Annotated in this window: 25 protein-coding genes; 8 read left to right on the plus strand and 17 right to left on the minus strand. The window is 41.3% G+C overall.

What is annotated here, in order from left to right; all coding sequences use genetic code 11:
• Positions 1-11: 11 nt before the first annotated feature.
• The 3 genes from pdhB to JJ692_RS14055 form a co-directional block, all read right to left on the minus strand.
• Positions 12-989 (minus strand): pyruvate dehydrogenase complex E1 component subunit beta, encoded by a 978-nt coding sequence (gene pdhB, locus JJ692_RS14045; RefSeq protein WP_012009824.1) that lies wholly within the window; start codon positions 987-989, stop codon positions 12-14.
• Positions 990-992: 3 nt separating this feature from the next.
• Entirely contained in the window at positions 993-2,108 is a 1,116-nt protein-coding gene (pdhA, locus tag JJ692_RS14050; RefSeq protein WP_024424754.1) for a pyruvate dehydrogenase (acetyl-transferring) E1 component subunit alpha, read from the minus strand.
• Positions 2,109-2,517: 409 nt separating this feature from the next.
• A complete protein-coding gene (locus JJ692_RS14055) occupies positions 2,518-3,186 on the minus strand; it encodes a YkyA family protein (protein ID WP_044334002.1) in 669 nt (222 codons plus the stop codon).
• A 234-nt stretch (positions 3,187-3,420) separates the two neighbouring features.
• Between JJ692_RS14055 and JJ692_RS14060 the strand changes: the two genes are divergently transcribed.
• Together JJ692_RS14060 and def are read left to right on the plus strand one after the other, a co-directional pair.
• Positions 3,421-3,612, plus strand: a complete 192-nt coding sequence (locus JJ692_RS14060; protein WP_029706718.1) for a YjcZ family sporulation protein — start codon at positions 3,421-3,423, stop codon at positions 3,610-3,612.
• Positions 3,613-3,723: 111 nt separating this feature from the next.
• A complete protein-coding gene (gene def, locus JJ692_RS14065) occupies positions 3,724-4,281 on the plus strand; it encodes a peptide deformylase (RefSeq protein WP_024424751.1) in 558 nt (185 codons plus the stop codon).
• Positions 4,282-4,320: 39 nt separating this feature from the next.
• On the opposite strand, the gene JJ692_RS14070 is transcribed toward def, so the two are convergent.
• The gene (locus JJ692_RS14070) at positions 4,321-5,100 is read right to left on the minus strand and encodes a Cof-type HAD-IIB family hydrolase (protein WP_206533887.1); all 780 of its coding nucleotides are present in this window, start codon (positions 5,098-5,100) and stop codon (positions 4,321-4,323) included.
• 397 nt (positions 5,101-5,497) lie between these two features.
• Here JJ692_RS14070 and JJ692_RS14075 point away from each other — a divergent pair, with 397 nt between their 5' ends.
• Both JJ692_RS14075 and rnjA read left to right on the plus strand, forming a co-directional pair.
• On the plus strand, positions 5,498-5,707 hold the full coding sequence (locus tag JJ692_RS14075) for a DNA-dependent RNA polymerase subunit epsilon (RefSeq protein ID WP_008345114.1): 210 nt from the start codon (positions 5,498-5,500) through the stop codon (positions 5,705-5,707).
• 5 nt (positions 5,708-5,712) lie between these two features.
• Positions 5,713-7,380, plus strand: coding sequence for a ribonuclease J1 (gene rnjA / locus JJ692_RS14080; RefSeq protein WP_012009818.1), 1,668 nt, complete (start codon positions 5,713-5,715; stop codon positions 7,378-7,380).
• A 98-nt stretch (positions 7,381-7,478) separates the two neighbouring features.
• Here the strand turns inward: rnjA and ade are convergent, their stop codons facing one another.
• The 5 genes from ade to JJ692_RS14105 form a co-directional block, all read right to left on the minus strand.
• Complete coding sequence (gene ade / locus JJ692_RS14085; RefSeq protein WP_206533888.1) at positions 7,479-9,206, minus strand: adenine deaminase; 1,728 nt, start codon at positions 9,204-9,206, stop codon at positions 7,479-7,481.
• Between the two features lie 261 nt (positions 9,207-9,467).
• Positions 9,468-10,136 carry a potassium channel family protein gene (locus JJ692_RS14090; RefSeq protein WP_008345123.1) on the minus strand — a complete coding sequence of 223 codons (669 nt, stop codon included), beginning with the start codon at positions 10,134-10,136 and terminating at the stop codon, positions 9,468-9,470.
• A gap of 37 nt (positions 10,137-10,173) precedes the next feature.
• A complete protein-coding gene (locus JJ692_RS14095) occupies positions 10,174-11,010 on the minus strand; it encodes a gamma-glutamylcyclotransferase family protein (protein WP_206533889.1) in 837 nt (278 codons plus the stop codon).
• A 4-nt stretch (positions 11,011-11,014) separates the two neighbouring features.
• The gene (locus JJ692_RS14100; protein ID WP_024424747.1) at positions 11,015-12,325 is read right to left on the minus strand and encodes an ATP-binding protein; all 1,311 of its coding nucleotides are present in this window, start codon (positions 12,323-12,325) and stop codon (positions 11,015-11,017) included.
• A gap of 145 nt (positions 12,326-12,470) precedes the next feature.
• Positions 12,471-12,749 carry a transcriptional regulator AbhA gene (locus JJ692_RS14105; RefSeq protein ID WP_024424746.1) on the minus strand — a complete coding sequence of 93 codons (279 nt, stop codon included), beginning with the start codon at positions 12,747-12,749 and terminating at the stop codon, positions 12,471-12,473.
• 276 nt (positions 12,750-13,025) lie between these two features.
• Here JJ692_RS14105 and mreBH point away from each other — a divergent pair, with 276 nt between their 5' ends.
• The 3 genes from mreBH to JJ692_RS14120 all read left to right on the plus strand — a co-directional run bounded on the left by mreBH (position 13,026) and on the right by JJ692_RS14120 (position 15,579).
• Positions 13,026-14,033, plus strand: coding sequence for a rod-share determining protein MreBH (mreBH, locus tag JJ692_RS14110; RefSeq protein ID WP_024424745.1), 1,008 nt, complete (start codon positions 13,026-13,028; stop codon positions 14,031-14,033).
• 74 nt (positions 14,034-14,107) lie between these two features.
• A complete protein-coding gene (locus JJ692_RS14115; RefSeq protein WP_003210922.1) occupies positions 14,108-14,239 on the plus strand; it encodes a protein YkpC in 132 nt (43 codons plus the stop codon).
• A 107-nt stretch (positions 14,240-14,346) separates the two neighbouring features.
• Positions 14,347-15,579, plus strand: a complete 1,233-nt coding sequence (locus JJ692_RS14120; RefSeq protein ID WP_024424744.1) for an aminopeptidase — start codon at positions 14,347-14,349, stop codon at positions 15,577-15,579.
• 34 nt (positions 15,580-15,613) lie between these two features.
• Here JJ692_RS14120 and JJ692_RS14125 read toward each other — a convergent pair whose 3' ends face one another.
• A complete protein-coding gene (locus JJ692_RS14125; RefSeq protein WP_024426884.1) occupies positions 15,614-17,233 on the minus strand; it encodes an ABC-F family ATP-binding cassette domain-containing protein in 1,620 nt (539 codons plus the stop codon).
• Positions 17,234-17,376: 143 nt separating this feature from the next.
• On the opposite strand from JJ692_RS14125, the gene JJ692_RS14130 reads away from it, so the two are divergent.
• Positions 17,377-17,652: a hypothetical protein gene (locus JJ692_RS14130; RefSeq protein ID WP_024424743.1), complete on the plus strand. Its 276-nt coding sequence runs from the start codon at positions 17,377-17,379 to the stop codon at positions 17,650-17,652.
• A 63-nt stretch (positions 17,653-17,715) separates the two neighbouring features.
• Here JJ692_RS14130 and lepB read toward each other — a convergent pair whose 3' ends face one another.
• From lepB to JJ692_RS14165, 7 genes are all read right to left on the minus strand, one after another.
• A complete protein-coding gene (gene lepB, locus JJ692_RS14135) occupies positions 17,716-18,288 on the minus strand; it encodes a signal peptidase I (RefSeq protein WP_029706712.1) in 573 nt (190 codons plus the stop codon).
• A 211-nt stretch (positions 18,289-18,499) separates the two neighbouring features.
• Positions 18,500-20,392 (minus strand): PTS fructose transporter subunit IIABC, encoded by a 1,893-nt coding sequence (locus JJ692_RS14140; RefSeq protein WP_024424741.1) that lies wholly within the window; start codon positions 20,390-20,392, stop codon positions 18,500-18,502.
• Positions 20,393-20,405: 13 nt separating this feature from the next.
• The gene (pfkB, locus tag JJ692_RS14145; RefSeq protein WP_025092362.1) at positions 20,406-21,317 is read right to left on the minus strand and encodes a 1-phosphofructokinase; all 912 of its coding nucleotides are present in this window, start codon (positions 21,315-21,317) and stop codon (positions 20,406-20,408) included.
• On the minus strand, positions 21,314-22,069 hold the full coding sequence (locus JJ692_RS14150; protein ID WP_024424739.1) for a DeoR/GlpR family DNA-binding transcription regulator: 756 nt from the start codon (positions 22,067-22,069) through the stop codon (positions 21,314-21,316). Before JJ692_RS14150 ends, pfkB begins: the two co-directional genes overlap by 4 nt.
• A 318-nt stretch (positions 22,070-22,387) precedes the next feature.
• On the minus strand, positions 22,388-23,581 hold the full coding sequence (locus JJ692_RS14155) for an ABC transporter permease (protein WP_073205022.1): 1,194 nt from the start codon (positions 23,579-23,581) through the stop codon (positions 22,388-22,390).
• On the minus strand, positions 23,568-24,269 hold the full coding sequence (locus JJ692_RS14160; protein ID WP_024424737.1) for an ABC transporter ATP-binding protein: 702 nt from the start codon (positions 24,267-24,269) through the stop codon (positions 23,568-23,570). Before JJ692_RS14160 ends, JJ692_RS14155 begins: the two co-directional genes overlap by 14 nt.
• Positions 24,266-25,372, minus strand: a complete 1,107-nt coding sequence (locus JJ692_RS14165) for an efflux RND transporter periplasmic adaptor subunit (RefSeq protein ID WP_073205021.1) — start codon at positions 25,370-25,372, stop codon at positions 24,266-24,268. The genes JJ692_RS14160 and JJ692_RS14165 overlap by 4 nt, the downstream gene beginning before the upstream one ends.
• Positions 25,373-25,375: the final 3 nt, after the last annotated feature.

Below are 25,375 nucleotides of genomic sequence, written 5' to 3' on the forward strand. Positions count from 1 at the left end.
CTGTCATTTAATTAAAATTCAAGAACTTTCTTCGCTGTTTCAAGTACATCTTTATGGTTTGGAAGCCATACGCTCTCAGCTTGAGAGAAAGCAAATACAGTATCAGGTGCAGCTACACGAAGTACTGGTGCTTCCAAGCTAAGGATCGCTCTGTCATTGATTTCAGCTACTACGTTTGCAGCAATACCAGCTTGTTTTTGTGCTTCTTGAACAACGATCGCACGGCCTGTTTTTTCAACAGAAGCGATGATTGTTTCAATATCAAGCGGGCTTACTGTGCGAAGGTCGATCACTTCAGCAGAAACGCCTTCTTTTTCTAGCTCTTCAGCAGCTTTTAGTGATTCGTGAACCATTGCACCGTAAGTGATGATTGAAAGGTCAGAACCTTCACGTTTCACGTCAGCTTTACCGATTTCAATTGTGTACTCTTCTTCAGGAACTTCCTGACGGAAAGAACGATAAAGTTTCATATGCTCAAGGAATACTACAGGATCGTTGTCACGAATTGCAGAAATTAAAAGTCCTTTTGCATCGTAAGGTGTTGAAGGAATAACAACCTTGATACCAGGCTGTTGTGCGATAAGACCTTCTAAGCTGTCAGCGTGAAGCTCAGGTGTGTGAACTCCCCCGCCGAATGGAGAACGGATTGTCACTGGAGAATGCCAGCGTCCGCCAGAACGGTAACGCATACGAGCCATTTGTCCAGAAACAGAATCTAATACTTCGTATACGAATCCGAAGAATTGAATTTCCATTACCGGGCGGAATTCTTGTAGTCCAAGGCCAATAGCAAGACCGCCAATACCAGATTCAGCAAGTGGAGTATCGAATACACGATCCTCACCAAACTCTTTTTGCAATCCTTCAGTCGCACGGAATACGCCGCCGTTTTTACCAACGTCTTCTCCGAAAACGAGAACGTTTTCGTCATTTTTCAGTTCTGTGCGTAACGCATCAGTGATCGCTTGAATCATTGTCATTTGCGCCATGGCTTACTTCGACTCCTTCTGTTTGTAAATTTCAAGCTGTTCAACTAAGTTGAATGGTTTTACATCGTACATGTTTTCAATCAAGTCAGTGACTTTTTGCTTAGGCTGTTCGTCAGCTTCTTTGATCGCTTGTTTGATTTGTTCTTTTGCATCTTCAATCACTTTATTCTCTTCTTCTTCAGACCATAGGCCTTTGTTTTCCAAGAATTTGCGGTAGCGTACCAATGGATCTTTTTGCTCCCACTCGTTTTCATCTTCTTTTGTACGATATCTTGTTGGATCGTCACCAGCCATTGTATGTGGGCCGTAACGGAATGTAAGAGTTTCGATTAATGTTGGACCTTCACCATTTACAGCGCGCTCACGAGCTTCAGCAGTTGCTGCATAAACAGCTAATGCATCCATACCGTCAACTTGTACGCCTACGATACCAGCTGCAGCTGCTTTTTGTGCAATTGTTTGTGCAGCAGACTGCTTTTCAACAGGTGTAGAGATCGCATATCTGTTGTTTTGGACAACAAAAATCGCTGGCGCTTTGTAAGCCCCTGCAAAGTTAATACCTTCGTAGAAATCACCTTGTGAAGCTCCACCGTCACCAGTGTAAGTGATTGCAACAGCTTTTTTACCGCGCTTTTTCAAACCAAGAGCTACACCAGCAGCTTGAATGATTTGAGCACCGATAATGATTTGTGGTGAAAGTGCATTCACATCTTCAGGCATTTGGTTACCAACAAAGTGTCCGCGAGAGAACAAGAATGCTTTTGTTAGCGGAAGACCATGCCAGATTAATTGTGGTACGTCACGATATCCTGGAAGAATGAAATCTTCTTTCTCAAGTGCAAAGTGAGTTGCAAGCTGAGAAGCCTCTTGTCCAGCTGTTGGCGCGTAGAAGCCAAGACGGCCTTGACGGTTCAATGAAATTGAACGTTGATCTAATACTCGTGTAAACACCATACGGCGCATTAATTCTTTTAATTGGTCATCTGAAAGATCCGGCATTGCCGCTTCGTTTACGACTTCGCCTTTTTCGTTTAAAATTTGAAACGTTTCAAACTGCTTTTTGATGGCATCAAATTGCTTTTTGCTATCAACAATTGCTTTTTTTGTTTTTGCAGCCATTCTAAAGTCACCTCTTCCTTTCTTTTAACAGTCCATTTGTCGTGAATCCATTTATACATACAGATATAGGATAACCCAAAATACTCATATGACTCCTGTATATAATAGCCACTAAGATCGTTGTCGAAACATTGGTTGACCACTCGTTTTTGAGCCCTTCTAACTGTATTAACGATAGTTCACAAAAAACTAATACAACTTCTGTTAACAAGGAATAGTTTACAACAAGAAAAATAGTCCGTCAATTGATTTAACGGCTTTATTTAAATAAATGTATTCGCTTTACTTTTTATGGTGAACTGTATCAATCTGTTTAACAAACAACCTAATCTGTACTAGTATAGAGTGTACTACTGTACTACAATAGAAAATGTTTGTTTTTGTCGAAAAATAAAAAAAGAGCTGTTTTTCAGCTCTTTTTCGACTCTTGATCTGCTGCTTTATACAAAGCCTTTTTATGATCATTCAATTGATCTGTATATCGATTGAACTTCTTACTTTCTTTTCTAACTTTGCTATATAAACGATTCACGGTCTTCAGCTTTGACTTCAGTTCTTCATATCCGAGATCCTTTTTCTTCAAAGATTGATACAAATGCTGGTCTTGTTTCAGCGCCTTTTGATACTCCTTGTAAAGCTGATCATATGACGCATATCGTTTCTCAATCGATTTGACCGTTTGATCTGCTTTCTCTTTTAACTCCGCATCTTGCAATCGTGCAGCAGATTCCTTTACCGTTTTCAATTCTTTTTTCGATTCATCCATACTGTCTTTTTCTGTTTTTAAATGTTCTTCTCGTTTCGCTGCCGATGCTAACGCCTGATCAGAAAGGCTTGCCACTGTTTTTGTATGGTCCTTTGTTGTTTGAATCATTTTTTTATACAGCTTCTGCTCTTTTTCTTCATAGCTTTGCAGTGTACCTTGCTCTTTTTCGAAGGATGCTTCTTTTTCACTCATTTTCGTCATTGCGTCCTGCATATCATTAAACGGACTTTGACCTCCGCACCCTGTCAGCAAAAGGGTACATATCCCCGCTAAAGCAGCACCTGCTTTCATGCTTCTTTTCATCTGTCTCATGACAAGGTCCCCCCTTTACATCTCCACATACCACTATAATTTTTATAGACGTTTGTGACAAGGGAAGAGGTCAATCAGATGAGGCGGAGAAGATTTTTTTCAAGCAATAGGCGCATGACTATACAAATAGTGCATTCATACATAGTTTATATTACACGCTTCGCCTTCACTTATGAGAGGCCAAGTGTATTTCCAAAGGAGGTCAAAAGTATGTCTAATTATAGTCATGGAAGTATGTATGGTGGATACGGCGGTTACGGGTATGGATTCGGTGGTGGATATGGCGGCGGCTGTTGTTACCCAAGTTATGGCGGTGGATACGGATGCGGATACGGCGGCGGACGTACATTCGCTTTAATCGTTGTGCTTTTCATCCTATTAATTATCGTTGGCGCAGCATTCTTAGGCGGCGGTGGCTGCTGCTAAGGCTGTTTAAGCCTCTGACCGGTCTCATAGGACCGGTCTTCTTTATTTCATTGCATATGTTGTGTATCATTTTATATACTTTACATACAAAGGAAATAGGAGTGAAGTTTTGTGATTACCATGGATGATATCGTAAGGGACGGACATCCCGTCTTAAGACAAACAGCTGAAGCGGTCGAGCTCCCGCCGACAGAAGAGGAAAAACAGCAATTAGCTGACATGATCGAATTCGTCAAAAACAGTCAGGATGCTGACATTGCTGAAAAATACGGACTAAGACCCGGCGTTGGATTGGCAGCTCCGCAAATCAATATTAGTAAACGAATGATCGCTGTTCACTGTGAGGATGAAGACGGAGAAGAATACAGCTATGCTCTGTTCAACCCGCGTATTGTCAGTCATTCAGTCAAAAGAGCTTATTTAGCGACTGGTGAAGGCTGCTTATCAGTTGATGAAGCCATCCCTGGATTTGTTCCTCGATATCAAAAAATCAGGGTCAAGGCCACTACGCTTGAAGGAGAGGACATTGATATCCGTCTAAAAGGGTTCCCTGCCATTGTCTTTCAGCACGAAATTGACCATTTAAATGGCATTATGTTTTATGATCATATTCAAAAGGATCAGCCATTCGCTGAGCCAGAAAACTCTGTTGCGATCGGCAGATCATAACATAAAAAAGAAGACCCGGCGATCTAAGGGTCTTCTTTTTTATTCTCCAATGAGGCCAAGATGGGTCAATGCATGGAATATGCCGTCCTCATCTACTGGCTTTGTCACAAAATCAGCCAATGCTTTCAGTTCACTCACAGCATTTCCCATCGCCACGCCTGTTCCAGCAAACGAAATCATTTCTCTATCGTTCAGTCCGTCTCCAAAGGCAATGGTATCCTTTTGATCATAAGGAAGTCTTTCGATGACTCGTTTGATTCCTTCAGCTTTTGATCCCCCTTTTGGCAGAACGTCTGTTGACAGCTCATGCCATCTGACAAGGTCAATTTCTTCGCGGAATGCCTTATACTCCACTTCCTCTTCTGCCTTACAAAATAACAGCATTTGAAAAATGTCGTTTTCTTTAAAGAAAGATACATCGTGCTCAGGATGCTCTGTTTTTAAAGTACCGATTCCTTCATGGATAAACGGATGATTCGGCACAGACGCCTTCATCGTTTCTTCTCCCATAAAAACAAGCGGATGATCATGACGATCCGCTGTTTCATAAATCCGCTCCATCAGCTCCTGCTTCAGCGGATTGCCGTAAATAACGTCTCCCTCATACATGACATACTGACCGTTATAAGCAATGAATGAGTCAAGCCCTAATTCTTCTAAAATGGGCCGAATCAGAAAAGGAGAACGCCCAGATGCAATAAAGAGATGATGACCTTTTTCTTTTAATAAATGAACCGCTCGCTTCGTTGACTCAGGTATATTTTTATCATGGTCATATAAAGTACCGTCGATATCAAAGAAGATGACTTTTTTATTCATATCTCGCCCTCCTGCTCTTCGTTATGTATACACACTCCCTTTCATCATACAGAAAGATTTCCGCTTTCGAAACCAATTCCTTTTGAAAGCGCCTATTTCCCACATATAACCATGTAACATTCAATAGAAACATCATATAATACAAGTATATAGAGAGACCGGAACACGCTGGTTAAGCTTACTTCAACCCGAAAGGAGGCGGCATGTGATGCTTCGTCGTCTGCGTAAGAAAATTCGAAGACAATGGAAGGACATGCTTCGTAAAAAATCGATTGCTTAAAGGGATCTTCCGCACATTTGCCGAAGGTCCTTTTTTCTCAGAGACTTTTCTTATGCGCGTTTTTTTAATATAATAGAATAAGCGAGTGTAACATACGGTATTTAAGGAGAGATTTGGATGATATATAAGGTATTTTTTCAGGCAAGTACTACTGAGGTACCTGTAAGAGAACACACAGATTCACTATACGTTGAAGCGGTTTCTGAAAGAGACGTACGCGATAAGTTGAAAAAACATAACTACAACATTGAATTCATTCAGCCTGTAGACGGTGCTTTTTTAGACTATGAACGAGAAAGTGAAAATTTTAAAGTATTGGAGCTATGAGAGGAATGAAATTTGTTAAAAACGATCAGGCGGCAGTTTTTGCGCTCGGCGGTTTAGGCGAGATCGGTAAAAACACGTATGGCGTTCAATTTCAAGATGAAATCATTTTAATTGATGCAGGTATTAAGTTTCCTGAAGACGAGCTTCTTGGAATTGACTACGTCATCCCTGACTATACGTACTTAGTTAAAAACGAAGATAAAATCAAAGGTCTTTTCATCACTCACGGACATGAAGACCACATCGGCGGTATCCCTTACCTTCTCAAGCAAGTGAATATTCCAGTTTACGGCGGCAAACTCGCAATCGGCCTACTTCGTAATAAATTGGAAGAGCACGGTCTCTTGAGACAAACAAAACTTCATATTTTTGAAGAAGAAGATACCATTAAATTTAGAAAAACAGCTGTGTCTTTCTTTAGAACGACACACAGTATTCCAGATTCTTATGGAATTGTCGTCAAGACACCTCCTGGTAACATCGTACATACAGGTGATTTCAAGTTTGACTTTACTCCTGTTGGCGAGCCTGCCAATTTAACCAAAATGGCTGAGATCGGAAAAGAAGGCGTTCTTTGTCTTTTATCTGATAGTACAAACAGTGAAATCCCAGAATTTACGATGTCTGAAAGACGCGTAGGTGAAAGCATTGATGACATCTTTAGAAAAGTCGATGGACGCATCATCTTTGCCACGTTTGCTTCCAACATTCACAGACTTCAGCAAGTGATTGAGTCTGCTGTTGCCAACGGCAGAAAAGTCGCTGTATTTGGACGCAGTATGGAGTCTGCTATTGATATTGGACAAGATCTTGGCTATATTAAATGTCCAAAAAACACGTTTATTGAACATAATGAAATCAACCGCCTTCCGGCAAACAAAGTGACCATTCTTTGTACTGGAAGCCAGGGTGAACCGATGGCAGCTCTTTCTCGTATTGCGAACGGTACTCACCGCCAGATTTCTATTAACCCTGGAGACACTGTTGTCTTCTCATCTTCACCGATCCCAGGTAACAATATTAGTGTAAGCCGCACCATTAACCAGCTTTATCGTGCAGGTGCTGAGGTCATTCATGGCTCGCTTAATAATATTCATACATCTGGTCACGGCGGACAAGAAGAACAAAAACTCATGCTCCGTTTAATTAAACCAAAATTCTTTATGCCGATTCACGGTGAATACCGCATGCAAAAAACGCATATCAAACTTGCGAATGATTGCGGCATCCCTGAGGAAAACTGCTTTATCATGGATAACGGTGAAGTTCTTGCACTGAAAGGTGACGAAGCAAGTGTCGCTGGCAAAATTCCATCAGGCAACGTGTATATCGACGGAAGCGGTATTGGCGATATCGGAAACATCGTTTTAAGAGACCGCCGCATTCTTTCTGAAGAAGGTCTTGTCATTGTCGTCGTGAGCATGGACATGAAAGAATTCAAAATCTCTGCTGGTCCTGATTTGATCTCAAGAGGTTTTGTCTACATGAGAGAATCTGGAGATCTGATCAACGATGCACAGGATTTAATTTCGAAGCATCTTGAAAAAGTAATGGAACGTAAGACAACTCAGTGGTCTGAAATCAAGAACGAAATTACTGACACCCTTGCACCTTTCCTTTATGAAAAAACAAGACGCCGTCCAATGATCTTACCGATTATTATGGAAGTGTAATCACAAAAAGAGACACAAGCCGCTTGGCTGTGTCTCTTTTTTTCACTATTCATTGAAAAAAGCGCATATATACAAGGTACACATGCGGTTTCTCATTTTTATTGAATTGGGAGATGCTGAAAGCTTCTGACATCAAACAAACCCTTTGTCGTCATTTTCACATCAGGAATGACTGGGAGTGCCAAGAAGGACAGCGTCAAAAATGGATTAAAATCTAAAGTAAAGCCTGTTTCTTTCAACGCTTCATGGAGTGCATGAAGGCTTTCATTTACAAGATGTGCCGGCTGATCTGAAAGTAAACCAGAGATCGGTAATGGCAGCGTATGAAGAGACTGGCCCTCTTTGACAACCGTCAAACCGCCCCCTGCTTCTTTTAATGCGTCAATGGCTTTCACGATATCAGCATCATTTGTGCCAACCGCAATTAAATTGTGAGAATCATGCGCAACCGTTGTTGCAATTGCGCCCTTTTCTAATCCAAAGCCGCTGACAACCCCTATCCCCATTTCAGATAAGCCTTGATGGCGTTCGACAAGCACCATTTTTAATACATCTCTTTCTGTATCACTAGTGAATTGTCCGTTCGTTTCTGAAGGAGAGATTTGTTCTAATTTTGTTTCTAGCTGATTCGGAATAATGCGGATGACATTCATTTTTTGATGAGCTGTGATAGGCAGAGACAGATCCTGCTCTCGAACGTCTATAGCATGAACAGATTGTAATAAGGCTGGACTCGGTGCAATTTTTTCGACACCTGGCTTGTACTCTCCATGCTGCGCCACCAATTCTCCTGCAATAAATACGCTGGTGATGTCTACTTGATGAAGATCAGAGACAAGCATAAAATCAGCATCAAAGCCTGGCGCAATGGCTCCCTTTGTTTTGAGGCCAAAACACTCCGCTGCGTTTAAACTTCCCATTTGATACGCTAAAAATGGGTCTAACCCTTCTTTTATAGACATACGTACTTGTTCATCAATACTTCCTTCAGCCATTAAATCATCTAAATGTTTATCATCGGTACAAAAGAAAAAACGTCTCGCATTCTTTTCATTCACAGCTGGTAAAACGTTTTTCACGTTTTTGGCAACAGAGCCTTCTCTCAGCATGACATACATGCCTCGTTTTACACGTTCAAGGGCTTCGCCGGCTGTTGTTACCTCGTGATCTGTTTGGACACTAGCTGTGCGGTAAACGTTTATTAATCGGTCTGTTAAGCCTGCTAGATGGCCATCAATCAATTTATTCTCATTTTGAGCATCAAGCAGCTTTTGAAGCATATCTTCTTCAGCCTGCTCCACACCGACGTAATCCATCACCTCGGCAAGACCAAGAACCTCTTTCTCTTGATACAAAGGCTTTAAATCTTTCGCTTTTAAAACAGCACCTGATCGCTCAAAACTAACTGCCGGTACGCAGGATGGCAGCATGAAATAAATATTTAAGGCAGCTTTTCTCGCTTCTTCCAGCATAAAACGGATGCCTGTGATCCCTGACACATTGGCAATTTCATGCGGGTCTGTTACGACAGTTGTCACACCGCGCGGGACGACAGCTTTGGAGAATTCAGCAGGGGTGACCATGGAGGACTCGATATGAACGTGGCCATCAATAAAACCGGGTACAAGCATTTGACCTGCTGCATCCAGCTCCTGTTCTCCCTCGTACTCTCCAATCCCTACTATTTGTCCATTTTCAACAGCGACATCAGCGTCTAGCCATTCCTGGTTAAACACGTCCATAACCTTCGCATGTTTAATCACTAGGGCTGCTTTTTTTCTCTTTGCAGCTACCTCAATTTGATGTCTGAAAAGCTCCTTATCCAACGACACTGCCTCCTCCAAGTAAACAATATAATGTTTCTTATCGTATACGAATCTGTTTGCCCAGTCAATGACATTTAGAGAAAATCATCCAGATAAAAAGACTGATTTTTATTTCTGAATAGTGATAATTGCATGAAAAATATGATGATTGACTTTAGCTGTTTATGCAGAACAAAACAGCCCTTTTAAATGTCTTCTTCCCTCTTCACTGTCCACCTCATGTGTACACAATCATATAAAAAAACACCCTGCCCAGGGTGTTTAATAATCGTTCTGCATTTCTCGTTTTTCAAAGCGTCCGATATCGGCAACTGCCCCAATGACAATCAGAATATCTTCTTTTTGAATCATTTCATCTGCGAGCGGTGAAACAATCACTTCTTTTCCACGCTTAATCGCCACAATATTAATGCCATATCTCGCTCTAATATCGAGATCTAAAAGAGAATGCCCTGCAAGCCTGCTGTTGGCAACAATTTCAATGAGGCTGTACTCATCTGACAGCTCAAGATAATCTAATACGTTATTGGAGATGATTTTATGTGCAATTCGTCTGCCCATGTCCCGCTCTGGATGAACGATGCGGTCAGCCCCAATTTTATTTAGTACCTTTTCGTGATAGTCGTTTTGCGCCTTTACTGTGACCATTTTGACGCCAAGCTCTTTCAGCATGATCGTCGTTAAAATACTGGCCTGAATGTTTTCACCAATCGCAACGATGACATGATCAAAATTGCGAATGCCGAGATTTTTTAAAACAGATTCGTCCGTCGAATCACCAATGACCGCATGTGACGCAATTTTCGCGTATTCGTTCACTCGATCTTCATTCATATCCATGGCCATGACTTCAAGTCCTTCTTCGCTCAGCGCCTTGCAAATACTTCCGCCAAAGCGTCCAAGACCAATGACTGCATATTCCTTTTTCATGTTCAGACTCCTTTTATCTTACTTACCATGCATTTTACTACGGTTTGATTAACGAATCCATATGCGAGCGAATTTTTTTGCGGAACGCTTCACTTAAGTAAAGATCTGCTCCTTTTTCAATTTCACTGCGGTAATGACCTGGCGGAGCAATTTCATCGCTCTTTTGAAGAACTAAAAAGGTTAAACAGTCTGCATATATTTGATCACCTATTTTGACATCGACAAAAGCTGGACGATATGTGCCCTCATAGACGCCTTCTCGTTTGTACAAATATCGAATGGCATCAAAAGGAACCTCATATAAAACGCCCTCTGTTTCTCCGCCGTCTTCTACCATATCGGCTCTTGATCCATCAGGCCTTACCAACGTAAATCTAGTTGTAAAGCCGTTCAGTGCACCGCCGCCGATGATTTGTTTAAAATAATGATCAACTTCCGCCAGTTTAAATCTTGCATCATCCATACAGGAGCCATAGGCAAAATAATAGAAGGTTGCCGGCTTCTGCTGCCACAGTCTATATTCCTTCCAGCAGCCGCTCTCGATCTCCTTCAGAGATGATGCCTTCTGCTTTGGTAAAGTGTATGTAACAGCCGCCACCAGCCCTTGGTCTGTCATGACATCGACCACCTGCTTGTCATACCCTTCCTCAAGAAAATCTATCTTATTCAGCGTGCTTGCGGTTACCTCGTACAATTCTCCATACACTGTGCTTTTCTCTTCTAGAACGCACGCAGGGTATCCTTGACCTGTATCATAGATTCTGCCGCTGATCCAAGCTGATTTAGCTAATGGCCTGCTATCTTTCATATACGACTCGTGGTGCTCTTCATGCTGCAAAAGCGTCCCATATACGAATAAAGCTTTCACCTTCATGAAATCACGTCCTCTCGCCTTGCTGTTGTCTGCATTTTTGCCACACAGGTAAATAGATATGAAAAGCTGTACCTTTTCCCAGCTCACTGACCACATCCATCCTACCGTGATGATCTTTTAAAATCGCTGCACAGATGGTGAGGCCAAGTCCCGTCCCTTCTGTTTTCGTCGAGAAGAAAGGATCATATATTTTCTGAATATCCTCTTCAGACATCCCTTTTCCTTCATCTTGAATGGTAATTTTCCATTCGTTCATCACTTTTTCTGTTGATATGTATATGCTGCCGCCTTCGGGCATTGCCTCAATGGCATTTTTGATTAAATTAATGAACAGCTGCTTCATTTGATTAGCGTCTGCTAATATAGCACCGGCATCCTGCTTTTTAAATGGCTGTTTAAGATCAATATTCGAAAGGACTGCATTGGTTTTCAGCAATGTAATGACCTGCTCTAACAGTCCATGAAGCTGAACTTCTTGAAAATGGACCGACTGCGGCTTTGCCAGCACAAGCAGCTCACTTAAAACAAAATCAATTCGTTTAATTTCGGAAAAGATAATGTCAAAATAATCGGTTCTTTCAGGATATTGTGTTTTCATCAGCTGCAAAAAGCCGTTTACTGAGGTCAGCGGATTTCTGACTTCATGAGCGATTCCAGCGGCTATTTGTCCTGCAACGGCTAACTTTTGCGCCTGCATTTGCACTTGTTGATTTGATCTTTCAAGTTCAAGCTTTGCCAGCTTTTGTTTTGTAATATCTGCAACTGTTCCAATACCTCCAGTAAACTGGTGCTGCTCATCAAAGTAGAGCTTATAATGAACGTCTCCCCATACTTTCTTCCCCTCTTTATGAAGAAGCTGCAGCTCGATCCGCCCTGAATCTTTATGCTCTTTGATAACAGATGACAAATGCTGAATAACTCTTTCTTCTTGATCAAAGTACTGATTGTACATCGTACCTAGACATTCATCTATGTCATAGCCGGTCATTTGTTTCCATGCTTGATTTAAGAAGATGATGTGCCCTTTTTCATCTGTTTCAAAGACAATTTCTTGCAAGTTATCTGTAATTCGATTCAGCCGCTCTGTCAGTTCGTGTGCTTCTTTTTCTCTCTTATTTAGATCTGACACAAGTAAATTCAAGCGGTCTACATATCCTGAGACAACCCAGATCCCTGCTAACACAACGACTGTAAAGGCTAGATCGAGCGGCCAATTAATTTGATAGCCGCCTAGATAATAAAACAAATCCCAGCTTATGATTAAGATAAATGCAAGAACAGATAACACGATCCGCACTTGATATGTTTTGTTCAAATGATTCCACCTGCCGCCCTGAGATTCTTTGTCAATTGTACCATTTTCCACTTATTTTTTGAGGGAGATGGGGCATTTTTAAGGAACTTTTTTAAAGAAAAAATAGCCTGTTCTCAGCACAAAGGAAGAGAGCAGGCTATTTTGATTACTTCTGAAGAGCTTCTTGCAGCTCTTTTAACAGCAGTTCTGCGCCTTCAGCGCTTAATGTAATTTGACCATTTCCATATTCATGGTTCTCAGATGTAATCTCACCAGTCATGAGACAAACGCCCTCTGGCTGATATTTTTTCAAGACGATTTTATCTCCATCTATAAAAAATTCCATACTGTCTTTAATAGCGATATCAAGTGCTCTTCTCAATTCGATTGGCATCACAATACGCCCTAGTTCGTCTACTTTTCTTACGACTCCGATAGATTTCAATTTCGTTCCCTCTTTCTTTCATTAGCTCAAGATCAATCTGTTTTTCACCAATTGATATATCGTAGACGTAAGAGATTCTTAAAAGGTTTCTCCTCTATAAAAATTTTTTTCATAAAAGAAAAAACAAAGGGAAAATTTATTGTGATTGTCAAAATGATACTTGAATTTTACAGATTCATTTCAAGGTGATCACAAACCCCCACAAATGACATCAACCCTCTGAACTTTTAAATGTAAAATTGTTTAAAACAGCAAAAATAGAGATTGGGTGAAAACATGTTTCAAAATGCCGAAATTGGAATTGATTTAGGAACAGCTAACATATTGGTTTATAGTAAAAATAAGGGAATTATTTTAAATGAACCGTCCGTCGTAGCAGTCGATACAGAAACAAAGACTGTACTTGCCGTCGGATCAGAAGCGAAAGAAATGATCGGGAAAACACCTGGGAAAATTGTTGCGATCCGTCCGATGAAAGACGGTGTCATCGCTGATTATGATATGACAACAGATTTACTTAAACAAATCATGAAAAAAGCAGGAAAAAATATCGGGTTTACCTTCAGAAAGCCAACTGTCGTTGTATGTACACCTTCTGGTTCAACAGCTGTTGAGCGCCGCGCGATCAGCGATGCTGTGAAAAACTGCGGAGCAAAACATGTGCATTTAATTGAAGAACCTGTTGCAGCTGCAATCGGTGCTGATCTTCCGGTAGACGAGCCTGTTGCGAACGTTGTAGTCGATATTGGCGGCGGAACAACAGAAGTTGCAATCATTTCATTTGGCGGCGTTGTCTCTTGTCATTCGATCCGAATTGGCGGCGATCAGCTGGATGAAGATATCATTACGTTTGTCAGAAAGAAATATAACCTATTAATCGGTGAACGGACTGCCGAGCAGGTGAAAATGGAAATTGGGTATGGTCTCATTGAGCATGAGCCTGAATCATTAGAAGTGCGCGGGCGCGATCTTGTGACAGGTCTGCCAAAAACGATCACACTTGTCTCTCATGAAATTCAAGGCGCCATGCGTGAATCACTTCTTCATATTTTAGAAGCGATCCGTGCCACATTAGAGGACAGCCCTCCAGAGCTAAGCGGAGATATTGTAGACCGCGGCGTCATTTTAACTGGCGGAGGCGCTCTTTTAAATGGAATACAAGAATGGCTTTCTCAAGAGATTGTTGTTCCAGTCCATATTGCAGCCAATCCCCTTGAATCTGTTGCAATTGGAACAGGTCGTTCATTAGAAGTGATCGACAAATTGCAAAAAACTTTAAAATAATCTTCTTGTTCTACTTCTTTTTTTGTCATTTCGATCATATCGTGAGAAATGGATAAACGTGAAGGAGGAAGAACATGTTGCTTGATTTAGGTAAACGGGTCGTTGTCACAGTCATTTTAACGGGTATTATTTTAGGAGGAATGAGCCTGTCGTTTTCACATATGCCGCCTTCTAATGCACAGCCTGTGAAACAACTGAACCGCTAAAAAAGCCGCACGAAAGCGGCTTTTTTATTTTGGCTTTAAACGGGCTCCCCATTTTCCTTTTCGGTCATAAATCTGATATGATGAACATGACTAAAGGAGGGGTTTTTATGAGTTCATTTGAAAAACAACTAGATCAATATGCGAAGACCATCGTTGAAGTCGGTGTGAACGTACAAAAGGGGCAGGAAGTCGTTGTATCCGCATTTACTGAATCTGCACATCTTGTTCGTCTTGTAGCAAAACACGCGTATGAGCGCGGGGCGAAAAACGTACATATCCGCTGGAGTGATGGTGTTCTCACCCGTTTAAAGTATGAACATGCACCGCAAGATGTATTTGAGCAATTCCCTGAATGGGAAGCACAGATGATGGAAACCATCGCAAAACGCGGAGGCGCTTTTATTACCATCCTGTCAGAAAGCCCTGACCTTTTGCGAGGCATTGATTCGAAAAAAATCGCTGCACAGCAAAAAGCTGCTGGTTCAGCACTACATACATATCGTCAATACGTTCAATCTGACAAAGTCGCTTGGACAGTCGTAGGTGCTGCATCAAAAGAATGGGCGAAAAAGATTTTCCCTGATCATACAGATGAAGAAGCTGTCACGTTATTGTGGGATCAAATCTTTAAAGTCGCACGCGCTGATCAAGCAGATCCAGTAGAGGCTTGGAAAAAGCACGATGCGTCATTAAACGAAAAGGTCAAAATACTCAATGAACGCCACTACCACAAGCTTCATTATGAAGCACCGGGCACAGACTTAACGATCGAGCTTCCAGAGCAGCATATTTGGGTAGGTGCTGGCAGCGTAAGTGAACGCGGCGTTTCGTTCATGGCCAACATGCCGACAGAAGAAGTCTTTACCGTACCGAAAAAAGACGGTGTAAACGGGACAGTCTCAAGCACAAAGCCGCTCAGCTATGCTGGAAACATCATTGATGAGTTTTCATTAACCTTTGAAAATGGCCGGATTGTGGATGTGAAAGCAAAAGAAGGCGAAGATATTTTAAAATCTCTCGTTGAAACAGATGAAGGCTCTCATTATCTAGGTGAGGTTGCCCTCGTACCAGATGATTCACCAATTTCTAACTCAAATATTCTTTATTACAATACACTTTACGATGAAAATGCATCAAATCACCTTGCCATCGGCAGCGGATATGCGTTTAATATCGAAGGCGGAAAAGAAATGAAACGAGAGGAATTGGATGCTGCGGGTGTGAACAGCAGTATTACACACGTTGATTTTATGATTGGTTCAAAGGAAATGAATATTGACGGAATCACAAAAGACGGGAAACGCGAACCGATCTTCCGAAATGGAAACTGGGCGATTTAATCAAAAAAAGACATCCAATGGATGTCTTTTTTATTTATGCGTAAAGCTCTTCAAGTCTTTTTTGGATGTCTTGATCTGATAAAAACTCATCATATGTTGTTTGTTTATCGACGATGCCATTTGGCGTCACTTCGATAATCCGGTTTGCAACTGTTTCAACAAACTGATGGTCATGAGATGAGAAGAGCATGGCTCCTTTAAAGCTCATGAGACCGTTATTCAACGCTGTAATGGATTCTAGGTCTAAGTGGTTCGTTGGCTCATCCAGCAGCAAAATATTCGCTCCTGACAGCATCATTTTTGATAACATACAACGAACCTTTTCTCCTCCTGATAAAACACTTGCTTTTTTCTTCACTTCTTCCCCAGAGAAAAGCATACGTCCTAAGAAACCACGCAGGAAGCTTTCGCTTTGATCATTCGGAGAATATTGACGAAGCCAATCAACGAGATCAACGTCATTCCCTTCAAAGTATTCACTATTATCTTTCGGGAAAAAGGCTTGTGACGTTGTGACGCCCCATTTAAATGATCCGCTGTCTGGCTCCATTTCACCAGCAAGGATTTTAAATAATGTGGACACAGCAAGCTCATTACGGCTTAAGAACGCAATTTTATCTTCGCGGTTCATAATAAAGCTGACATTATCCAGTACTTTTACACCGTCAATTGTTTTTGATAGACCTTCTACTTGAAGGACATCATTTCCGATTTCGCGCTCTGGTGCAAAATGAACATACGGATATTTACGTGAAGAAGGCTTAATGTCATCTAAAGAGATTTTATCAAGCAATTTCTTTCTTGATGTCGCTTGCTTGGATTTAGAAGCGTTCGCACTAAACCGGGCAACGAATTCTTGAAGCTGCTTAATTTGTTCTTCTTTTTTCTTATTTGCTTCTTGGCTTAGTTTCAGCGCTAACTGGCTGGACTCATACCAAAAATCATAGTTACCGACGTATACTTGGATTTTTCCGAAATCAAGATCCGCAATATGTGTACATACTTTATTTAAGAAATGACGATCATGCGAAACGACGATGACTGTATTTTCAAAGTTAATGAGGAACTCTTCGAGCCACTGGATTGCTTGTAAGTCCAAGTGGTTCGTCGGCTCATCGAGAAGAAGAACGTCAGGCTTGCCAAATAAAGCTTGAGCTAAAAGTACTTTTACCTTTTCCGAACCGCCAAGCTCAGACATTTTCTTCGATTGAAGGCTTTCTGGAATGCCAAGACCCTTTAATAGGATCGCTGCTTCACTTTCAGCTTCCCAGCCGTTTAATTCGGCAAATTCACCTTCAAGTTCTGCTGCACGAATCCCGTCTTCATCTGAGAAATCAGGTTTCATATAGATCGCATCTTTCTCCTGCATCACATCATATAGACGTTTGTGACCCATGATGACGACTTTCAGCACTTCAAACTCTTCGTATTCAAAGTGGTTCTGTTTTAAAATCGCTAAACGCTCGCCAGGACTCATATGAACATCGCCCGTTTGAGGCTCAATTTCGCCAGAAAGAATTTTTAGGAACGTTGATTTACCAGCTCCATTGGCACCAATTAATCCGTAGCAGTTGCCAGGAGTGAATTTAATATTTACTTCTTCGAATAGTTTACGATCAGCAAATCGCAAACTAACATTATTTACTGCAATCATTTATTAATCCTCCATCACTCATTCATCATTATGAAGTATAACATGAATAACGTTTGATAGAAACGTCTCTCGCTAAGAACGAAGGCTTTTTGTCTATTATGATATAATAAACGGGAATGATTGATTGAAGGAGTTCGGGCGATTTGAGATTACTCACACTGATGGAATACTGTTTATTGATTTTCTTTATGGGCATTTATTTATCTGCAACAGGCTTTAATGCGAGGGACTTTGGCCTTTATATTGGGCTTGTCCTCATTTACACACTGGTTCACATCTTTTCCAAACGCTTTTTACAAAAGCGGGGAAAAGAAAACCAAAAAATCGGATTGTTTCGATCCGTTTTAGCCATTACCGGATCTGTGTTCGCTTCTGTTCTTGCGATTGTGATCATTGTGACGGTGCTCACACCAAATTAAAAACGACCCTTCTGTAAGGGTCGCTCGTTCAAGTACCTTTCTCTTGCCCATGAGAAGGTGCTTTTATTTTGTCTGTCGAATATCGCCAAATGGGAAGAAAACAAATTCTGATGTCCCGACAACCCGATCCTTTTCAATGAGGCCAAGTCCATTTCGGCTGTCCATAGAATTGAGTCTGTTGTCCCCCATCACAAAGTAATCGTTTTTCGGTACTTTTACTGGACCAAAATCTCCAGTTAAATGCACTTCATACTCTTTCGCATGCGCCTTGTTCTCTTTTAAATAAGGCTCATCTACTTTTTTTCCATTAATGTAAAGCGTATCATCCTTCATTTCAATCGTATCACCTGGAAGGCCGATCAATCGTTTGACATAATGAATCTTCTGACCATCTTTTCCATTAATAATCACAATGTCACCGCGTTTCACACCACCGAGATAGTTAATGGTTTTGTTGACAAACAGCTTTTCCCCGTCATGAAGTGTCGGCTCCATTGACTCTCCTTCCACTACATACGGTTCAAATATAAATGTACGGATGAGCAAGACGAGCGCAAGTGCAATTAAAATGGCTTTTATCCATTCAAACAGTGAACTTTTCTTCTCTGTTTTGGCTTGCTTCGCATCAGATTGAATTTCATTTTCGTTTTGTTTGTTTTCTTCGTTCAAAATACTGCTTCCTCCTAAGACTTTCTACTAAAAGACATAAAACGTGAATTGAATAACTTTACTTTATCATATGTCATTTAAAAATTCACAAGCCAACCATTTAATTAGATATTTTTTCCTAATTCACTGATGATTAAACAAAAAGAAGCACCGTTTTTCACGATGCTTCTCTTCTGCATTACGCTTCTTGTCTGACTGGTTTTTTCAAAATACCCAGTAAAATCGCTGTCACAACGGCACCGATTAAGATGCTGATGATATAAAGAACTGGATGATTTGTTACCCAGAAAACAAATAGTCCGCCATGCGGTGCAGGAAGCGTCACTCTAAAGAATTCCGTTAATCCGCCAGCAACTGCTGCACCAATAACAGCTGAAGGAATGACACGAAGAGGATCTGCCGCCGCAAACGGGATCGCTCCTTCCGTGATGAAGGCAGCTCCCATGAAGTAACATGTAATCCCTGCTTCACGGTCACGTTTTGAAAACTTATTTCTAAAGATCGTTGTTGCAAGTGCAATACCTAGTGGTGGAACCATTCCGCCTGCCATAATCGCAGCATGCGGTGCATAGTTGCCAGCAGCAATCATCGCAAGACCAAATGTGTAAGCCGCTTTGTTAATTGGACCTCCCATATCAATTGCCATCATACCAGCTAAAATAATACCCATTAAGACAAGGTTTCCCGTACCTAATGATTCAAGCCAATGTGTTAATCCGTCCATCACCATTTTCACTGGTGTGTTGACAATATAATGCATGATAATGCCTGTGAAGAAAATACCGAACAATGGATACAGCAGAACCGGTTTAATCCCATCGAGTGTCTGTGGTACGAATGTGAATACTTTTTTGAGCAGCACAACAATGTAACCTGCTAGGAAACCAGCAATCAATCCGCCTAAGAACCCTGCACCTGCTGCTGACGCCATAAAACCACCGACCATACCTGGCGCAAAACCTGGACGATCTGCAATACTCATGGCAATAAATCCAGCTAATACCGCAACGATTAAGGCAAGCGCATTATCGCCGCCAATTCCTTTTAAGACAGCTGCAAATGAATTAAATGAAGGGTCCTTAGGATCTGCTGAGTTAATGCCCCAGAAGAATGAAATCGCAACAAGGATACCGCCTCCGACAACAAATGGAAGCATGTTACTTACACCACTCATTAAGTGCTTGTAAAATCCGCTTCTTCCTTTGCCAGATGATTCATTTTCCTCTTTAGAAGAACTGCCGCCTGAACCTTTATAAATCGGCGCATCTTGATTGATTGCTTTTTCAATTAATTCCTGTGGACGGCGAATACCAGCTGTTACAGGGACTTCAATGACATGCTTGCCTTTAAAGCGTTCCATCTCTACTTGCTTGTCCGCTGCCACAATGATAGCTGGTGCTTCTTCAATTTCTTTTGCTGTAAGGGCATGTTTAATACCGCCAGAGCCGTTTGTTTCAACTTTAATGTCAACGCCCATTTCTTTTGCTTTTTCTTTCAAAGCATCTGCTGCCATAAATGTATGGGCAATACCTGTCGGGCAAGCGGTTACCGCTAAAATTTTAGCAGGTTTTCCTTCTGCAGCCGGCTCCTCTTGAACTTCCTCTTCTTCTTCATCATCTTGATCATGTGTATTGATGATCTCAATGATTTCATCTTCAGTCGCCGCTTCAAGGAGCTGCTTCCGAATTTCTTCACGCATAAGAAGTGTGGATAAACGAGAAAGTGCCTCTAAGTGCGTGTTGTTTGCGCCTTCAGTTGCGGCAATCATAAAGACAAGATGACTCGGCTGCGCGTCTAGTGATTCATAATCAACACCAGCAGTTGAGCGGCCAAATGCAATGGCAGGCTCTTTTACACTCGCTGTTTTAGCATGCGGGATGGCAATTCCTTCGCCAATACCAGTAGAGCTCTGTTTTTCACGATTGATCACTGCTTCTTTGTAGCCCTCTTTATCATTTAACTTGCCTGCTGTATCTAAAACAGTGACCAGCTCTTCAATGACTGCTTCTTTCTGCTGGCTGTCTAATTGAAGCTTAATGGTATGCTTCGTGAGTAGTTCTGTAATTTTCATGATGACTCCTCCTTTAAATGCGTGTGACTTTTACTTGTGGTAATAGTGTGTCAACAAGCTCTTTTGTGCCAAGCTCCTCAGAAAAGGCTGTAGCGCTTCCTGAAGTAACACCAAGCTTAAATGAATCTTCAATTGAAAGGCCTTTTGAAACGCCGGCTAAAAACCCTGCAACGACTGAATCTCCTGCTCCAACTGAATTTACGAGCGTTCCCTTTGGAACATTGGACTGATAGATTCCTTCTTTACTGAATAAAAGGGCGCCATCTCCAGCCATGGAGACGATGACATGTTCAGCACCTTGTTCTAACAGCTTTTTCCCATAAGGAATTGCTTCTTCTGCTGATGAAATACTCGTCTCAAACATTTCACCCAGTTCATGATGATTTGGCTTCATTAAGAACGGTTTCATGTCTGCTGCTTTTTTTAACGCTTCGCCAGAAATATCAAGAACAACTCTTACACCTTGCTCTCTGCAAACTTCAGCAATGCGCTCATATGTGTTATGAGGTAATGAAGAAGGAATGCTGCCAGCTAAAACCACGACATCTCCTTCAGTCAATGAAGAAAATTGAGATAGAAACGACTCAAATTGCGCTTCAGTAATAGATGGGCCGAGTCCGTTGATTTCTGTCTCTTCACCTGTTTTTAGTTTCACATTAATTCTTGTATCTTCTGACACCTCGTGAAAGGCTGTTTGTAATTGTTCGTTCTGTAAAAAATCTTGAATATATTTGCCTGTAAATCCACCAATGAATCCAAGTGCTTTTGATTCAACACCGTGACGTTTTAATAACCTTGAGACATTGATTCCTTTACCACCTGGATATTTTTGATCATAGGTTGAACGATTTAAACCGCCGACTGCAAAATCCTCCACGTGTACGATGTAATCAACTGATGGGTTTAAAGTAACTGTATAAATCATGTTTTCACTACCTTTATAACCGTTTTTTCATGGTAATTATCGAATGAATCCTCTTTTGCGTCGTTTGTGATAATGGTGGCTTCCTGTAAACTAGCAAAGGCTGAAAACGATATTTCGCCAAACTTCGAGGCATCTGATAAGATATAGGTTTTTTTCGCCTGTTTCATGGCTCTTTTTTTCATGAGTGCTTCCTCTGGATCAGGCGTTGTAAAACCCGCCTCGGGATGGATGCCGTTTGTCCCAACAAAGCTTTTGTCAAAACGATAATTTTCCATCGCTGTCAAAGCTGCGGCTCCCACCATGGCTCCTGTTCGATGTTTCACTGATCCGCCTATCAAGTAAAAAGTAATGCCTTTTCTCATAAGTGCTTCAATGTGCATCACACCGTTTGTCACCACAACAATATCTTGATCTGGATCGATATATTCAATCATTTGCTGTGTGGTTGTACCTGCATCTAAATAAATACAGTCGCCCTGTTTTAAAAGAGATGCCGCTGCCTCTGCTACCAATGACTTTTCTTGAAGGTTTTTGGCAGATTTCTCAAATACATCTGGTTCAAGGCGAATACTCGAAATCTTGGCTGCTCCTCCATGAACCCTTTTAAGAAATCCTTTTTCTTCAAGGGCTGATAAATCTCTTCTAATTGTAGATTCAGACGCATCCGTCATCATCGTTAAGTCCTGTATTTTAATGACATCATTTTCTTCTAAGCTGTCGATAATGAGTTGATGTCTTTCCGGTGTTAACATGAGAACACCCCTTTTGAAAACGTATTCATTTTGCGCGCACCTTTATTGTAATCGCTTTTTTCAACATTATCAATACAAAACAATCAAATACATTCAATAACTATCAAAATCTTTCACCATGGTCATCTTACCTTTATATGTACCATTTGTAAACTGAAAAATATGTGACATTATGATGAAAGTCATGATATTAGCATTTCTATCATTTTTTATTTCATTCAATGGAACTAAAAAAAGCTTTTATGCGATTTGCATAAAAGCTTTTGGTGTGTAATGAAGGCGAATGTAGACCATTTGTATGCTTTTTTCTCCTCCGAATCATTCATACCTGAGCGATTCAATAGGGTCTAGTCTCGCTGCTTTATTCGCAGGAATTAACCCAAAAACAATTCCAATGAGCATACTAAACAATACGCCTCCACAAACCACTTGCCAAGATACGAGAGACGGCCAGCCGGCAAATAGTGATACTAGCGAAGCACCGCCTAATCCAAGTGCAATTCCCATCAGCCCGCCGATGAGTGTTAAAACGACAGACTCAATTAAAAATTGAACGAGAATTTGCGCCCTTGTTGCGCCCATCGCCTTTCGAATACCTATTTCTCTTGTCCTCTCTGTCACAGAAACGAGCATAATATTCATTACACCGATGCCGCCGACAAGTAAAGAGATTCCGGCGATTGAGCCAATGATCGTTGTCATAACGGACGTTATTTGACCGATCCCCTCTGCGATTTCTTCCATATTGATCATTTCGTAAGCTTCTTCTGTATGATGATTTTCATTTAGTATGGCAGCCGCGCTCTTTCCTACTTCCTTCATTTGATCCGCATGTGCGACTTGAATAGACAACTTATCATATTCATTCATACCAAATGTGGAGGTGAGCATCGCAAATGGGACATATATTTCATTCATATCAAATGAAAACATCCCTTTCTGTTTTGCTAACACACCGATGACTTCAACTGGCTGTCCGTTCATCCAAATCAGTTCACCTAATGCCTTTTGTCCATTGAATAGTTCTTTTTGTAAGCCATCCGAGATGAGGGCAGCTCTTCTGCCGCTTCTAAAGTCAATATCTCTTAAATTCTGTCCTTCTGCGATTTGTAATGAATGTACATCCGTATACCCCTCATTTATGCCGTTAACGGTCGCATCAACTGTCGTATCTTGAAATCTCAGCTGCATTCCTTGTGCAGTCGAGGAAGCGACCTGCTTCACCCCATTGATTGTCCTAATGCTTTTTATGTCTTCCTCAGTAAATGAGGCTTCGAATAAAGCATTTGGATTTACATTTAACTCTTCGTCAGAAGGCGTATATGTCATATCAATGGTATTGTTTGGACCTGAAATCGATCCTTTTAACATTTGCTCACCGCCTTGACCGATCGCCACGACTGCAATGACTGATCCAACACCAATAATAATCCCAAGCATCGTTAAAATAGAACGTAATTTATGAGCTAAAACCGAATTCAGCGCTATTTTGATATTTTCAAAGAGTTTCATTCATAGCGTCCCCTTGTATCCATCTATCTTCAACAAGCCGTCCATCTCTCACAACGACCGTACGGTTTGTATACGCAGCTATTTCTTCTTCATGGGTGACAAGCACAATCGTTGTCCCTTCCTCATTCAGCTGTGTAAACTGTTCCATAATTGACATGCTTGTTTTTGAGTCGAGCGCACCAGTCGGTTCATCTGCTAAAATAAGCTGAGGCATATTGACAATCGCTCGTGCAATGGCCACCCTTTGCTTTTGTCCTCCTGACAACTCACTTGGCATATGTTTCATTCGATCTGCCAAACCAACCTTTTCAAGCGCCAATTCCGCACGTTCTTTTCTTTCCTTTTGACTGATCCCAGCATAAATCATTGGCAGTTCAACATTGCGCCTCGCATTTAACCTTGGTAGGAGGTGAAATTGCTGAAAAACAAATCCAATGGATTGATTTCGAATGACCGCAAGCTCTTGATCCTTTGCTGCTGACAGCTCTGTACCTTGAAAATGATATTGTCCTGTCGTCGGGCGGTCTAAACAGCCAATAATATTCATTAATGTTGACTTTCCAGAGCCGGACGGGCCCATAATGGACATATACTCGCCTTTTTCAATGACAAGATTCATGTCACTTAATACATCAAATGTTTCGTGTGCGACCTCATAGCTTTTTGTTACGTTGGAAAGCTGAATCATTCAGCATCCACTTCCATTCCGTCATACATATCATCTGCTATATGAGCAATGATTTGATCCTCTGCCTTGACACCTTTTGTCACTTCAAGATCATGACCTGACGTTTCCCCTATGACCACTTTTACTTTTTTCAGTACATTTTTTCGAACAACATAAACGTATTGTCCATCAGTCTCTTTTTTTACCGCTGTTTCAGGAATCGTTTGCGCTTGGCGCTTATCTGTTTCAATTTCCATGATCATTTTAAAACCAGGCTTCGCCTCAGGTTTCTTTCCCTTTATTTCAACTTCAACAGGATATTGAACCGTTTGATCGCTCGAAGTTGTTTCGGCTGTAGTCTGGACAGGAACAGCGCCCACTTTTTTCACGACTCCTTGCCAGCTCTTCCCGCGAATAACATCAGATGTTACCTTCACTTTTTGTTTCTTTTTGATTTTGATGGCATCATACTCTGAGATCAAACCCCGCACAATCATTTTTTTCTCATGACCAATATGGATGATCGGCTGTCTTTCTTCCGGTCCCCCTGCCCCGGCCTCTTGCTCAATGGAAATGACCGTTCCATCAATTTTACTATGTACGGTTAAATCTTCTATTTGCGCCTTTACTTTTTCTTGGCTGATCTCTGCTTGCTTTTGTTCTAATTCAGCCGCTTTCAGTTCTAATTGAAGCTGATCTCGCTCGCTTTTAGCATTAGCGTCAGATCCGCCTGCTTTTTTCTCATCTAATTCACTCAGCCTTTTTTGCAATTGTTCCAGTTTTAATGTACTTGACTCAGCCGCTAGTGCTTGCTGCTGCTCCTCAAGCTCCAGTTCCTTGTTTTCATATGTAAGAAGCGGCGTACCAGCCTTTACCTTTTCCCCTTCTTTCACAGCAATTCCCTTCAATTTCCCCTTTTCCTCTTCTTCATAGATGAACTGCTCTTCAGAGAACGAAAGTGTCCCGGGTGTCATCACCGTAGATGTGATTTCTTTCGGCGTGAGTTTGACTGTTTTAATCGCTGCTGTAGAAGCAGGCTTTGCTTGGTTTTTCGCAATATTAAATCCAATAAATAGTCCAATCACAATAATTAAAATAGATCCGATGATGATTTTCTTTCTCATAAA

The sequence above is a fragment of the Bacillus sp. 3a genome, assembly GCF_017161885.1.
GTDB lineage: Bacteria > Bacillota > Bacilli > Bacillales > Bacillaceae > Bacillus > Bacillus safensis.